The 12,467-nt window shown below is 71.0% G+C and carries 12 protein-coding genes; 7 read left to right on the plus strand and 5 right to left on the minus strand.

Annotation, left to right across the window (positions count from 1 at the left end; all coding sequences use genetic code 11):
- Positions 1 to 343 precede the first annotated feature (343 nt).
- The gene (locus CS062_RS00215) at positions 344 to 1,267 is read right to left on the minus strand and encodes a M14 family metallopeptidase (protein ID WP_099859481.1); all 924 of its coding nucleotides are present in this window, start codon (positions 1,265 to 1,267) and stop codon (positions 344 to 346) included.
- A 279-nt stretch (positions 1,268 to 1,546) separates the two neighbouring features.
- Here CS062_RS00215 and CS062_RS00220 point away from each other — a divergent pair, with 279 nt between their 5' ends.
- Positions 1,547 to 1,873, plus strand: coding sequence for a hypothetical protein (locus CS062_RS00220; protein WP_099859482.1), 327 nt, complete (start codon positions 1,547 to 1,549; stop codon positions 1,871 to 1,873).
- Positions 1,874 to 2,018: 145 nt separating this feature from the next.
- Here CS062_RS00220 and CS062_RS00225 read toward each other — a convergent pair whose 3' ends face one another.
- Entirely contained in the window at positions 2,019 to 2,270 is a 252-nt protein-coding gene (locus tag CS062_RS00225; protein WP_099859483.1) for a hypothetical protein, read from the minus strand.
- Positions 2,271 to 2,452: 182 nt separating this feature from the next.
- Positions 2,453 to 3,226, minus strand: a complete 774-nt coding sequence (locus tag CS062_RS00230; RefSeq protein WP_233217834.1) for an SDR family oxidoreductase — start codon at positions 3,224 to 3,226, stop codon at positions 2,453 to 2,455.
- Positions 3,227 to 3,326: 100 nt separating this feature from the next.
- Here CS062_RS00230 and CS062_RS00235 point away from each other — a divergent pair, with 100 nt between their 5' ends.
- The 6 genes from CS062_RS00235 (at position 3,327) to mmsB (ending at position 9,398) form a co-directional block, all read left to right on the plus strand.
- Positions 3,327 to 4,112: a ThuA domain-containing protein gene (locus CS062_RS00235; protein WP_099859484.1), complete on the plus strand. Its 786-nt coding sequence runs from the start codon at positions 3,327 to 3,329 to the stop codon at positions 4,110 to 4,112.
- A 223-nt stretch (positions 4,113 to 4,335) separates the two neighbouring features.
- Complete coding sequence (locus CS062_RS00240; protein ID WP_099859485.1) at positions 4,336 to 4,755, plus strand: GFA family protein; 420 nt, start codon at positions 4,336 to 4,338, stop codon at positions 4,753 to 4,755.
- Between the two features lie 61 nt (positions 4,756 to 4,816).
- The gene (locus tag CS062_RS00245; RefSeq protein WP_099859486.1) at positions 4,817 to 5,188 is read left to right on the plus strand and encodes a VOC family protein; all 372 of its coding nucleotides are present in this window, start codon (positions 4,817 to 4,819) and stop codon (positions 5,186 to 5,188) included.
- 320 nt (positions 5,189 to 5,508) lie between these two features.
- Complete coding sequence (gene chvE / locus CS062_RS00250) at positions 5,509 to 6,603, plus strand: multiple monosaccharide ABC transporter substrate-binding protein (protein ID WP_099859487.1); 1,095 nt, start codon at positions 5,509 to 5,511, stop codon at positions 6,601 to 6,603.
- A gap of 19 nt (positions 6,604 to 6,622) precedes the next feature.
- Entirely contained in the window at positions 6,623 to 8,203 is a 1,581-nt protein-coding gene (locus CS062_RS00255; RefSeq protein ID WP_099859488.1) for an ATP-binding cassette domain-containing protein, read from the plus strand.
- Entirely contained in the window at positions 8,196 to 9,398 is a 1,203-nt protein-coding gene (mmsB, locus tag CS062_RS00260; RefSeq protein ID WP_099859489.1) for a multiple monosaccharide ABC transporter permease, read from the plus strand. Before CS062_RS00255 ends, mmsB begins: the two co-directional genes overlap by 8 nt.
- A gap of 15 nt (positions 9,399 to 9,413) precedes the next feature.
- Here mmsB and xdhB read toward each other — a convergent pair whose 3' ends face one another.
- Together xdhB and CS062_RS00270 are read right to left on the minus strand one after the other, a co-directional pair.
- Positions 9,414 to 11,777 (minus strand): xanthine dehydrogenase molybdopterin binding subunit, encoded by a 2,364-nt coding sequence (xdhB, locus tag CS062_RS00265; RefSeq protein ID WP_099859490.1) that lies wholly within the window; start codon positions 11,775 to 11,777, stop codon positions 9,414 to 9,416.
- Positions 11,774 to 12,467 (minus strand): FAD binding domain-containing protein (locus tag CS062_RS00270; protein WP_199174134.1); only part of this gene is annotated, 694 nt, incomplete at its 5' end. The genes CS062_RS00270 and xdhB, both read right to left, overlap by 4 nt.

Genomic DNA, 12,467 nt, shown 5'->3' on the forward strand with positions numbered 1-12,467 from the left:
CAGCAAGGGCAGGCAACGCCGGGGCGCGAGCGCGCCAGGCGCGTCGCGATCGGCGACGCGGGTGAAGCGGAGAGTCGGCATGAGGGGCTCCTGCGGGCGGCGGCCGCAGGACGCCCCTCAAGCGTGGGCTGGAGGGATCCGGACGGACGTCGCTCGCGGCGAAGGGATTCGGCGAAGGACAGCGGCGGGGGCCGCGCGGCGTCGACAAGCGGGGTCGGGATCCATGGGGGCTCCGTGAGGACTGGACAGGCAGGCGCACAGGCCGGGCCGCCGGTGCGATGCGACGGGCGCCAGATTACCGAGGCGTTCCTGAAGAAACCCTGAACTTCCAGCCATGGCCGACTCAGCGCTGGTGGTCGAGCGCGAAGTCCAAGGCGGCGCGCACGGCCGTTACCTGGGCCTCGACGCATGCCTCCGGCGTGGTGCGCGGGCTGTCGGGATAGACCTCGGTGGTGGTCGTGAAGGGCGCGCCGGTGAGGCTCGCGCACAGGCCGGACTGGCGGACCGGGAACTCGATCACGCCCTCCGCGATCACCGGAAAGCCGATGATCCGGCCTTGCTCATCCGGCGGCGCGATGTGGGTCACGCGCCGCACGGCCTCGATCACCGCCTGCTGGAAATCGAGCCGCGTGGTCTCGCTGTCGCCGACCAGGTAGAAGCCGTCCGGCACGCCATCCCGGTCGGGCTCCTTGCCGTCGCGGGCCGCCAGCGCGGGCTGGAACTCGGTGGCGTCGGTGTCGGTGGTCTCATGCAGGTCGATGTGGAGCAGGAACTGCCCCGCCAGCGGCGCCAGCAGCGCGATCAGCGCGCTCGACTCCGCGGCCTCGCGGCGGGCGCCGAAGTTGCGGTTGGGATCGACCGCGTGGTAGTTCCAGCGGCAGATCCGCTCATAGGCCCAGGGGCTGACGCAGGGGGCGACCAGCAGGTTGACGCGGCCGGTGTAGCGCGCGGCCTCTTCCTCGGCGAAGCGCAGCGCGCCCAGCACGCCGCTGGTCTCGTAGCCATGGACGCCGCCGGTGACCAGCGCCACCGGCAGGTCCGGCCGCCAGTCGCGGCTCTTGAGCGCCAGCAGGGGATAGCTGTCGGCTCCGTAGGCAAGCTCGCCATAGCGGACGACCTCGAAATCCCCCGCGAGCGCCTCCACGCGCGGGACCACGTCCTGGTCGTAGCGGCGGTGGCGGACCTGGCGCTCTCGCCAGGCGAGCCGTTCCGCGTCGCCCCAGGGGACGCCGGGGGTACCGATGGGATAAAAGCGCGCTGTGTTCATGCTGGCTTCCGAAGGGGTTGCGAGGGAAAGACGGATGGGCCGGGATGATGCCGCAAGGGTCGGGGAGGGGCCGTCGGTCACGGCGAGGGCACGCGCCGGCAGGGGAGAATGCGCGGCGGTGCGGCGGCCCGTGACACGGGCGGGCAGGGCGGGGCTGGTGACCGACGAGGGGGCGGCCCGGCGTTCGTCATGGCGGGTCGCTGCCGGCCCGAACCGCGATGGCGCTGGCGTTATAACGCGACGCCCGGCCCCTCACGCCTGGACATGAAAGACCTGGACATGCAACCTCTGCGGATCACGGCGGCCACGCTGGCTGCCCTTGCCACCCTCGGCCTGACGGCCTGCCAACTGCCCGCGCCATCGGACGATCCGTCCTGGACCACGCAGGCCGTCTCGATCTACCGGACCGAGGCGGAGGCGCTCGACGTCGCGGCGGGCCGGTTCGGGCCGGTGCCGCTGGCGCTCGAGCGCGGCGCCGACCTGGTCGTGCTGGGGCGCAGTTCCTGCACCTCGAGCGCGGTCAAAGTCCGCAATGCCCAAGGCGTCACCGGTTGGACGCCGGCGAGCGGGCTGGCCGATGCCGGACCTTGCCCGCTGCCGGCCTGAGCCGCCGTGACCGTCCGCCCGCACCGGCGACCGGAAGGCGGCGGCGCCTGAACGACAAAACGCCCGGCATGACCGGGCGTTTTGCTTGGGGCGATCCGAGGGCGTCGGGACGCGGATCGCTCCGCCGACACAGCGGCCCGCCGGCTCACTGGATCGAGGCGACCTGCGTGTCCGCCGACGCGTCGCGACGGCCGGTGATGACGACGGTGGGCAGTTGCTCGCGCTTGACCGAGATCACCACCGGATCGAGCGTGATGACCGAGGCGCGCAGTTCGCGCTGGCCTTGAGCGTGGGCCATGCCGAGCGCCAGGGCCAGCGCGGCGACGGCGCCGAAGGCGACGGCCTTGACCGTGGTGTGGGTGGCGGAAGCGATGGCGAGGCGGCGGGTGGTGCTCATGTCGATCTCCTGATGCGGTTGCTGTGTCGATGGAGTCAGTGTCGTCATCGCCGCGCCACCTTTCGAGCGCCGGGCGACGAAGCCGCATCACGACGGCGCGAACTGCATCGGCGCCGGACAGACCGTTGTCTGCCGACACCCAACGGTTCGGTCCGGCCCAGGCTTCCCGCCCGCGGACCGCGTCAGCGGCCGCCGGCCACGTCCAGCGTCGCACCCACCGTGTAGCTCGCCGCGGGGGAGAGCAGCCAGGCGATCGCCTCCGCGATCTCCTCGGCCCGGCCCAGCCGCCCGATCGGGACGGTGGCGGCCGCCGCCGCGAGCAGCGCCGGGAGTTCGGCGGCCGGCCGGCTGTCGGCATGGATCTCGGTCTCGATGATCCCGGGCCGGACCCCGTTCACCCGGATGCCCTGGCCGATCAGCTCATGGCCCAGGCTCAGCGTCAGGGTGTCGACCGCCCCCTTGCTGGCGGCGTAGTCGCTGTAGAGATCGGCCGAGCCCCGCTGCGCCGCTCGCGACGACAGATTGACGATCGCGCCGCCGGCGCCGCCGTGGGCGGTGCTCATGCGCAGCGCCGCCTGCTGCGTGCAGTAGACGACGCTGAAGACGTTGACCTCGAACATGCGTCGCAGGCGCTCGGGCGTGATGCCGTCCAGCGAGGTCGCCGGCGCCACGATGCCGGCGTTGTTGACCAGCCCGGTGACGCGGCCGAGTCCCTCGTCGATCTGCCGGAACATCGCCGCCACCTGCGCCGGGTCGGCCACGTCCGCTTGAAGGGTGAGCACGCGCCCGCCGAGCCGGCGGACATCGTCGGCGACTGCCTCGGCCGCGGCGGCGTCATGCCGGTAGTTGAGCGCCAGGTCATGCCCCTGACGGGCCAGCAGCCGGGCGGTGGCGGCGCCGATGCCGCGGCTGGCGCCGCTGACGAGGGTGAGGGGGCGGGCGGTGTCGGTGCTCATGCGGCGGATTCTGCGCCGCAGCGGTCCGGCCGACCGGTCCGGTGGCCTCGAGCCCGGTCCTGGCATCATCGCGCCTTCGTCCTCTCGACCAGGAAGCTCCATGGGCCAGCGTCTCCGGTACTTCGCAATGGCGCTGGGCCTGCTGGCGGTGACGCCCCTGGCGCTTGCCGAGCAGTTCAAGGTCCTGGTCTTCAGCAAGACCGCGGGCTGGCACCACGAGTCCATCCCGGCCGGCGTGGCGGCGATCCAGCGGCTCGGTCAACTGCACGACTTCGGCGTGTTCTGGACCGAGGACGCGAACCTGGTGATGAACGACAAGGAACTCGCCAAGTACCAGGCCGTGGTCTTCCTCCTCACGACCGGCGACATCCTGGATGCGGCGCAGAAGGCCGCATTCGAGCGCTACATCCGCGCCGGCGGCGGCTTCGTGGGCGTGCACAGCGCGGCGGACACGGAACACGGCTGGCCCTGGTACGGGCGGCTGGTGGGGCGGATGTTCCAGGCGCATCCGGCCAACCAGACGGCCACGCTGACGGTGGAGGAGGCCGACTTCCCCGGCATGGACCGCTTCCCGCGGCGCTTCCTCTTCACCGAGGAGTGGTACCAGTTCGGGCCGCCCCGGGCGGAGGGCCTGAAGGTGCTGCTGACGGTGGACGAGCGGACCTACCGACCCGCCACCGAGTGGGGCGGCAAACCGGTCGCCCCGATGGGCGCCAGCCATCCGATCAGCTGGTACCAGCAGGTCGACGGGGGACGCAGTTTCTACACCGCCCTCGGCCACCTGCCCGCCACCTACGGCGACGAGCGGTTCCAGCATCACCTGTTCGGCGGCATCTACTGGGCCGCCACCGGCAGGGGCTTCAATGCCGCTTCCTCGCTCCCCTGAGTCGGCGGCGCGACGGTCGTATCGGATACCACCGGGCGTCGCCGACGCGTGGCCCTGCGGCCGTTGGCGAATCGGCCGGGACTTCGGCGCCGCCTGCGGCCTCGATGTCGGCCCCGTTGTCGGCCCCGCCGCTGGCCCGCGCCGGGCCTGAATGGACGCGTCGCGTGTCGGGAGACCGCGGCGCGTCTTGCATTGCGGCGGCGGGCCGCTATCGTCGAGCCCCATGAGCTCTTCTCCTTCCGAGCGCGGGCCCGAGCGCCTCGCGGCCTGCTGTTGCGGCCAACTCAGCGCGCGCGTCGCGGGCGAGCCGGTGCGGAACTCCATCTGCCACTGCCTGGCCTGCCAGCGCCGCACCGGCAGCGTCTTCGGACAGCAGGCGCGCTTCCGCCGCGAGGATGTGACGGTGGCCGGCCGCTCGACCGAGTACGTGCGGGTCGGTGACGAGGGCACGCGGGCCCGTTTCCATTTCTGTCCGGACTGCGGTTCGACGGTCTTCTACGAGCCGGAGGCGCTGCCGGACTTCATCGCGATCCCGGTCGGCGCCTTCGCCGATCCAGGCTTCCCCGCGCCCACCGTGTCGGTCTACGAGGACCGCATGCACGCCTGGGTCGTGCCGCCGCCGGACGCGGAGCACTGGCGCTGAAAGACAGTGCCGGTGGCATCGCGCCACTTGTCCGCCCATTCATCCGATCACCGGAGTCTTCATGTTCGACCACGTCAAGTTCGGCGTCCGCGACTACGCGGCCAGCAAGGCCTTCTACCTCCAGGCGCTGGCGCCGATCGGCGTGTCGGTGGTGGGTGAGGGCGAGCCGGCCTACGGCGTCGAGTTGAGCGCCGGCGGCGAGAGCTCGCTGTGCCTGTTCCAGACCACCGAGGCGCCCGCCCACCTGCACATCGCGTTCGTGGCCCAGCGGCGCGAGCAGGTCGACGCCTTCCATCGCGCCGCGCTGGCCGCCGGCGCGAGGGACAACGGACCGCCCGGGCTGCGTCCGAAGTACCACCCGAACTATTACGCGGCCTTCGTCATCGATCCGGACGGGCACAACATCGAGATGGTCTGCCACGCCCCGGCGTGACTCGGCCGCTCAGCGGCAGGTGACCTCCTCCCAAGCAAGCGTGCCGTAGCGAACCGGCACCCGCCGGCGCGGCCCGGCGGTGGATCGACCCATCGCGGGCGCCAGTGCCGCGACTCCTCCTCCCTTCTTCTCTCCTCTCGCCTCCCTTCCTCCTTCTCCTCCTCGCCCGGACACTCGCGCGTGCCTGTGCGCTGGCGCACACAGGCGGCGGTCGCGGCGGACCGATAACCGCCGCCCCTCGCTCGATATCCAAACTGGGATCGACAAAGCCGGCGCGCGGCAGTAAAAACCGGCGTTCATAAAACATTCAGGAGACAAAAATGTTTCATACAGGTTGGAGCCGGCGCGCCGCGCTCGTCCGCGCGGTGCTGATCGTCGGTGGTGCGACGCTGGGCCTGCTGGCCGGTGGCGCGCGCGCCGAGGACAAGGGCCTGGTCGGCATCGCGATGCCGACCAAGAGTTCGGCCCGCTGGATCGCCGATGGCGACAACATGGTCAAGGCCTTCCAGGCCAAGGGCTACAAGACCGACCTGCAGTACGCCGAGGACGACATCCCCAACCAACTCGCCCAGATCGAGAACCTGATCACCCGCAAGGTGAAGGTGCTGGTGATCGCGCCGATCGACGGCTCCGCGCTGTCGCCGGTGCTGCAGAAGGCCGCGGACCGCGGCATCAAGGTCGTCGCCTACGACCGCCTGATCAAGGGCACGAAGAACGTCGACTACTACGTCACCTTCGACAACTTCCAGGTCGGCGTGATGCAGGGCCAGAGCCTGGTCGACAAGCTCGGCCTGGCGCAGGGCAAGGGCCCGTTTAACATCGAGCTCTTCGGCGGCTCGCCGGACGACAACAACGCGACCTTCTTCTACGACGGCGCGATGTCGGTGCTCAAGCCCTACATCGACAGCGGCAAGCTGGTGGTGCGCAGCAAGCAGTTCGGCATGGCCAAGGTCGGCACGCTGCGCTGGGACGCCGCCACCGCGCAGGCCCGCATGGACAACCTGCTGTCGGCCTTCTATGGCAAGGAGAAGCTGCATGCGGTGTTGTCGCCGTATGACGGCATCAGCATCGGCATCCTGTCCTCGCTCAAGGGCGCCGGCTACTGCACCGCCAAGCAGCCGTGCCCGGTCGTCTCCGGCCAGGACGCGGAGCTGCCGTCGGTCAAGTCCATCCTCAAGCACGAGCAGGCCAGCACCGTCTTCAAGGACACGCGCCAGCTCGCGCAGGCCGCCGCCGCGGTCAGCGACGAGATGCTCGCCGGCAAGACGCCGGCCGCGGTCAACGACACCAAGACCTACAACAACGGCGTGAAGGTGGTGCCCAGCGTGCTGCTCAAGCCGGTCTCGGTCGACGCGGCCAATGTGAAGCCGGTGCTTGTCGACAGCGGCTACTACAAGGACACGCAACTGCGCTGAGCGGCGCGGTCACCGGTCCATGAACGCGACAACCCACGACAGCGCGGCCCCGGCCCCGCTGCTGGCGCTGCGCGGCATCACCAAGCGTTTCCCCGGCGTCGCGGCGCTGGAGGACGTGCGGCTGTCCGTGCGCGCCGGCGAGATCCATGCGCTCTGCGGCGAGAACGGCGCCGGCAAGTCGACGCTGATGAAGGTGGTGTCGGGCGTCTACCCGCATCCCGACCACGGCGGCGACTACGGCGGCGAACTCTGCTTCGACGGCGAGGTGCGCCGCTTCGCCGGCATCGCCGACAGCGAGCGGCTGGGCATCATCATCATTCACCAGGAGCTGGCGCTGGTGCCGCAGCTCTCGATCGCGGAGAACCTGTTCCTCGGTCATGAGCCGGCGCGCCTGGGCGTCATCGATCGCATGGCGATGCATGCGCGCGCGGTCGAGCTGCTGTCGCGGGTCGGCCTGCGGGCGTCGCCGCAGACACCGGTCGGCGAGCTCGGCGTCGGGCAGCAGCAGCTGGTCGAGATCGCCAAGGCGCTGGCCAAGGAGGTGCGGCTGCTGATCCTGGACGAGCCCACCGCCAGCCTCAACGACACCGACAGCGACGCGCTGCTGGACCTGCTGCTCGAGCTCAAGCGGCAGGGGATCGCGTCGATCCTGATCTCCCACAAGCTCAAGGAGGTGACGCGCGTCGCCGATGGCCTGACGGTGCTGCGCGACGGGCGCTCCATCCTCAGCCTGGACTGCGCCACCGATCCGATCTCCGAGGCGCGCATCATCCAGGCGATGGTCGGCCGGGACCTGTCCGAGCGCTACCCGCCGCGCACGCCGGCGATCGGCGAGCTGCTCTTCGAGCTGCGGGACTGGCGCGCCTTCCATCCGGTGCAGGCCGGGCGTGAGGTGGTCAAGGGCGTCGACCTGACGGTGCGCCGCGGCGAGATCGTCGGCATCGCCGGCCTGATGGGCGCGGGCCGGACCGAGCTGGCGATGAGCGTCTTCGGCCGCAGCTACGGCCGGCGCATCAGCGGCAGCGCCTGGATGGACGGCCGGGAGGTCGACGTGTCCACGGTGCCCAAGGCGATCGCCGCCGGCCTGGCCTACGTGACCGAAGACCGCAAGTCCTTGGGCCTGCTGCTGGAGGAGTCGGTGGCGATCAACACGACGCTGGCGCACCTGGGCGGCGTGTCGCGCGCCGGCGTGCTGGACCGGGCGCGCGAGCACCAGGTCGCGCAGGACTTCCGGCGCCAGCTCGGCACGCGCTGCGCGGGCGTGGAACAGCGGGTCGTGCACCTGTCCGGCGGCAACCAGCAGAAGGTGGTGCTGGCCAAGTGGCTGTTCGCCGGGCCGCGCCTGCTGATCCTGGACGAGCCGACGCGCGGCATCGACGTCGGCGCGAAGTACGAGATCTACAGTCTGATCGCCGGCCTCGCGGCGCGCGGCTGCGGCATCCTGCTGATCTCCTCGGAGATGCCGGAGCTGCTGGGCCTGTGCGATCGGTTGTATGTGATGAACGAGGGGCGCATGGTGGCGGAGTTCCCGGCCGCCGGCACGACCCAGGAAATGATCATGGGCGCCATCGTCGGCGCCGGAGAAGTCGCACATGTCTGAACCGATCGCGGCGTCCGTGACGCCGCCGGCCGCCGCCCCCGCGGGCCTGGGCCATTTCCTCAAGCGCCACCTGCGCGACTACGGCATGCTGCTGTCGCTGGTGGCGATCATGGCGCTGTTCGAGTACCTGACCGACGGCACGCTGCTGGAGCCGCTGAACCTGACCAACCTGGTCCTGCAGAACAGCTACATCGTCATCATGGCGCTGGGCATGCTGCTGGTGATCGTCGCCGGCCACATCGACCTTTCGGTGGGCTCGGTCTGCGGCTTCATCGGTGCGCTCGCGGCGGTGCTGATGGTGCAGTACGAATGGGCGGCGCTGCCCGCCGGCCTGGTCTGCCTGCTGGCCGGCGCGGTGATCGGCGGCGCGCAGGGCTGGTTCGTCGCCTACCTGGGCATCCCGTCCTTCATCGTGACGCTGGCCGGCATGCTGGTGTTCAAGGGCCTGGCGCTGGCGCTGCTGCAAGGGCAATCGCTCGGTCCCTTCCCCGACAGCTTCCAGGCGCTGAGCGCCGGCTTCCTGCCCGAACTCTTCGGCCAGGACGATCCGCGGCCGACTACGCTGGGCCTGGGCCTGGTGCTCGCGGCGGTCTCGCTCACCGTCGCCTGGCGCCACCGCGCCGCGGCCGCACGGCACGGCATGGAGACGGAGCCGGGCGCGGTCTTCTGGGCGCGGCAGGGGCTGCTGGTCGCCGCCATCGCCGCGATGAGCTGGCTGATGGCCTCCTACAAGGGGCTGCCGACGGTGATGGTGCTGATGGTGGTGCTGACCCTGGCCTACGACTTCATCGCCGGCCGCACCACGCTGGGCCGCCGCGTCTACGCGGTCGGCGGCAACGAGAAGGCGGCCCGACTGTCGGGCGTGCGCACCCAGCGCATCGCCTTCCTGACCTTCGTGAACATGGGCGCGCTGGCGGCGCTGGCCGGCCTGGTCTTCGCCGCGCGACTCAACACCGCCACGCCCAAGGCGGGCCTGGGCTTCGAGCTCGACGTGATCGCGGCCTGCTTCGTCGGCGGCGCCTCGGCCTCCGGCGGCGTGGGCAAGATCATGGGCGCGGTGATCGGCGCCTTCGTGATGGGCGTGATGAACAACGGCATGTCCATCCTGGGCATCGGCATCGACTACCAGCAGGTCATCAAGGGCCTGGTGCTGCTCGCCGCCGTGTTCATCGACGTCTACAACAAGCGGAAGTAGGGCACGGTCGGCGGCCTACCCCCGCCGCACCGCCTCGACCGCGTCGAGCACCGCTTCCGGCGTCGCCGGGGCCCGCAGCGGCGGGTCGCAGCGCGCCGGCCCGCAGGCGGCGACCGCGTCCTTGATCGCCAGCAGCACCGAGAAGGGCAGCAGCAGCGGCGGCTCGCCCACCGCCTTCGAACGATGGATGCTGTCCACCGCATTGGGCGCGTCGTACAGGGCGACGCGGAAGTCGCGCGGCATATCGTTGGCGGTCGGGATCTTGTAGGTGCTGGGCGCATGCGTCAGCAGCAGCCCGGAGCGAGGATGCCAGACCAGTTCCTCGCTGGTCAGCCATCCTTGGCCCTGAACGAACGCGCCTTCCACCTGGCCGATGTCCAGCGCTGGATTCAGCGACTGGCCGACGTCATGCAGCACGTCCGCACGCAGCACCCGCGTCTCGCCGGTCAGCGTGTCCACCAGCACGTCCGCGACGGCCGCGCCGAAGGCGTAGTAGTAGAACGGATGCCCTTGCAGCTTCGCCCGGTCCCAGTGCAGTCCGGGCGTCGCGTAGAAGCCGTCGCTCCACAGCTGGAGGCGTTCCAGGTAGGCCTTCGCCACCAGGTCCTTGAAGCCGATGGACCGCGCGCCTTCGGGCCCGTGGCCCCGCACCTCGCCGCCGTCGAAGACGAGGGCGTCCTCGTCGCAGCCCAGCAGCCGCGCCGCCAGCGGCATCAGCCGTCGCCTGATCTTGCGCGCCGCGTCCTGCGCGGCCTTGCCGTTGAGGTCGGAGCCGGTGGAGGCCGCCGTCGCCGAGGTGTTGGCCACCTTGCTGGTGTCGGTGGCGCTGGCGCGCACCTGCGCCACCGGCACGCCGAGTTCATGCGCCACCACCTGCGCCACCTTGGTGTTGAGGCCCTGGCCCATCTCGGTGCCCCCGTGGTTCACCAGCACCGAGCCGTCGGTGTAGACATGGACCAGCGCGCCCGCCTGGTTCAGGTGGACGACGTTGAACGAGATGCCGAACTTGACCGGCGTGAGCGCCAGGCCGCGCTTGAGCACCGGGCTGGCGGCGTTGAAGGCCGCGATCTCGGCTCGCCGCGCGGCATAGCCGGAGGTCTCGATCAGGCGGTCGGTGAGCGGCTGGATCAGGTTGTCCTCGACGCGCTGGCCGTAGGGCGTGAGGTCCTGGCCCTCGCGGTAGAAATTGCGCTGGCGCACCAGCAGCGGATCCAGCCCCAGCCGTCGCGCGATGCCGTCCAGGATCATCTCGATCGCCAGCGCGCCCTGCGGGCCGCCGAAGCCGCGGAAGGCGGTGTTGCTCTGCGTGTTGGTCCGCGCGCAGTAGCCGTGCATCGCCACATGCGGCAGCCAGTAGGCATTGTCGAAGTGGCACAGCGCCCGCGCCATCACCGGCGCCGACAGGTCGGCGCTGTGGCCGCAGTTGGAGATCAGGTCGATCTCGGCGCCGAGGATCCGTCCCTCGTCGTCGAAGCCGACCGACCAGCGGTAGTCGAAGCCGTGGCGACGGCCGGTGACGAGGAAGTCGTCGTCGCGGTCCACCCGCAGCTTGACCGGCCGACGCAGCCGCTGCGCCGCGATCGCGGCGACGCAGGCGAACAGTGCCGACTGCGATTCCTTGCCGCCGAAGCCGCCGCCCATGCGCCGGCATTGCACCGTCACCTGATGCGCCTGCCAGCCCATCGCATGCGCCACCAGCTGCTGCATCTCCGACGGATGCTGGGTCGAGCAGTGGATCAGCAGCGCCTGGTTCTCCTGCGGCAGCGCATAGCTGATCTGGCCTTCCAGGTAGAACTGCTCCTGCCCGCCGACGGCCCATTCGCCGTCGAGCCGATGGGGCGCCGCGGCCAGCGCCCCCGCCGCGTCGCCACGCGAGAGATGCATCGGCGGCAGCACGTACTGTCCGATCGCATGGGCCTCGCGGGCGGTCAGCACCGCCGGCAGCGGCGTGGCGACGATCGCCTGCCTGGCCAGCGCCGCGGCGCGGCGCGCCAGTTCGCGGTCGGTCGCGATGACCGCGTAGACCGGCTGGCCGACGTAGCGCAGCTCGCCGTCGGCCAGGATGGGATCGTCATGGAGCAGCGGGCCGCAGTTGTTCTCGGCCGGGATGTCGGCGGCGGTCAGCACCGCCACCACGCCGGGCTGGCGCCGCAACAGCGCCAGGTCGATCGACACCAGCGTCCCGTGCGCGATCGGCGACAGGCCCAGCGCCGCATGCAGCGTGCCGTGGGCCTCGGCGATGTCGTCGATGTAGACCGCCTCGCCGCTGACATGCAGGTGCGCCGCTTCATGGGCGCGGCTGATGCCGACCTGCGGCCGCGGCGCGGCGGCGAGGGTCTCGGCACCGACGCCCGGCGGGAGTTCCAGCGGCTTGTTCATGCGACGCTCCGCTGCAGGTTGACCGCTTGCCAGACGCTGGCCGATTCGGCGGCGACCGGCGCGTTGGCGCGGGTCTCCAGCCAGAAGCGGCGGATCAGGTTGGCGGCGGCGCGCTCGCGATAGGCGGCGCTGGCGCGCAGGTCGGTCATCGGGGTGAAGTTCTCGCGCAGCGCCTCGGCGGCGGCCAGCGCGGCGGCCTCGTCCCAGCTTCGACCGTTGATGGCGGCCTCGGCCTTGGCCGCGCGCTTGACGATCGCGGCCATGCCGCCGAAGGCGAAGCGCGCGTCACGCGCGACGCCGTCCTCGAGCCGCAGGCTCAGCACCGCGCAGACGGCGGAGATGTCGCTGTCGTAGCGCTTGGAGAGCTTGTAGCCCCGCAGCCGCGTGCCCGGCGCCGGCATCGGGACCTCGATCGCCTCGACGAATTCGCCGGGCTGGAGCGCGTTCTTCATGTAGTCCAGGTAGAACTCGTCGAGCGGCAGCATGCGGCTGACGGCGCCGCGGCGCAGCACCAGGCGCGCGCCCAGCGCGATCAGCGCCGGCGCGCCATCGCCGATCGGCGAGCCGTTGGCGATGTTGCCGCCCATCCACCAGGACGGCGGTACGCCGGATGCGCCGGGCGCTCCCGGGAAGGCGCCGGAGGCCGCATCGGACGCCGGCAGGGGCGGCGGCATCGGTCCGATGGTCTTA

This window comes from Roseateles chitinivorans, from assembly GCF_002761755.1.
Lineage (GTDB): Bacteria > Pseudomonadota > Gammaproteobacteria > Burkholderiales > Burkholderiaceae_C > Roseateles > Roseateles chitinivorans.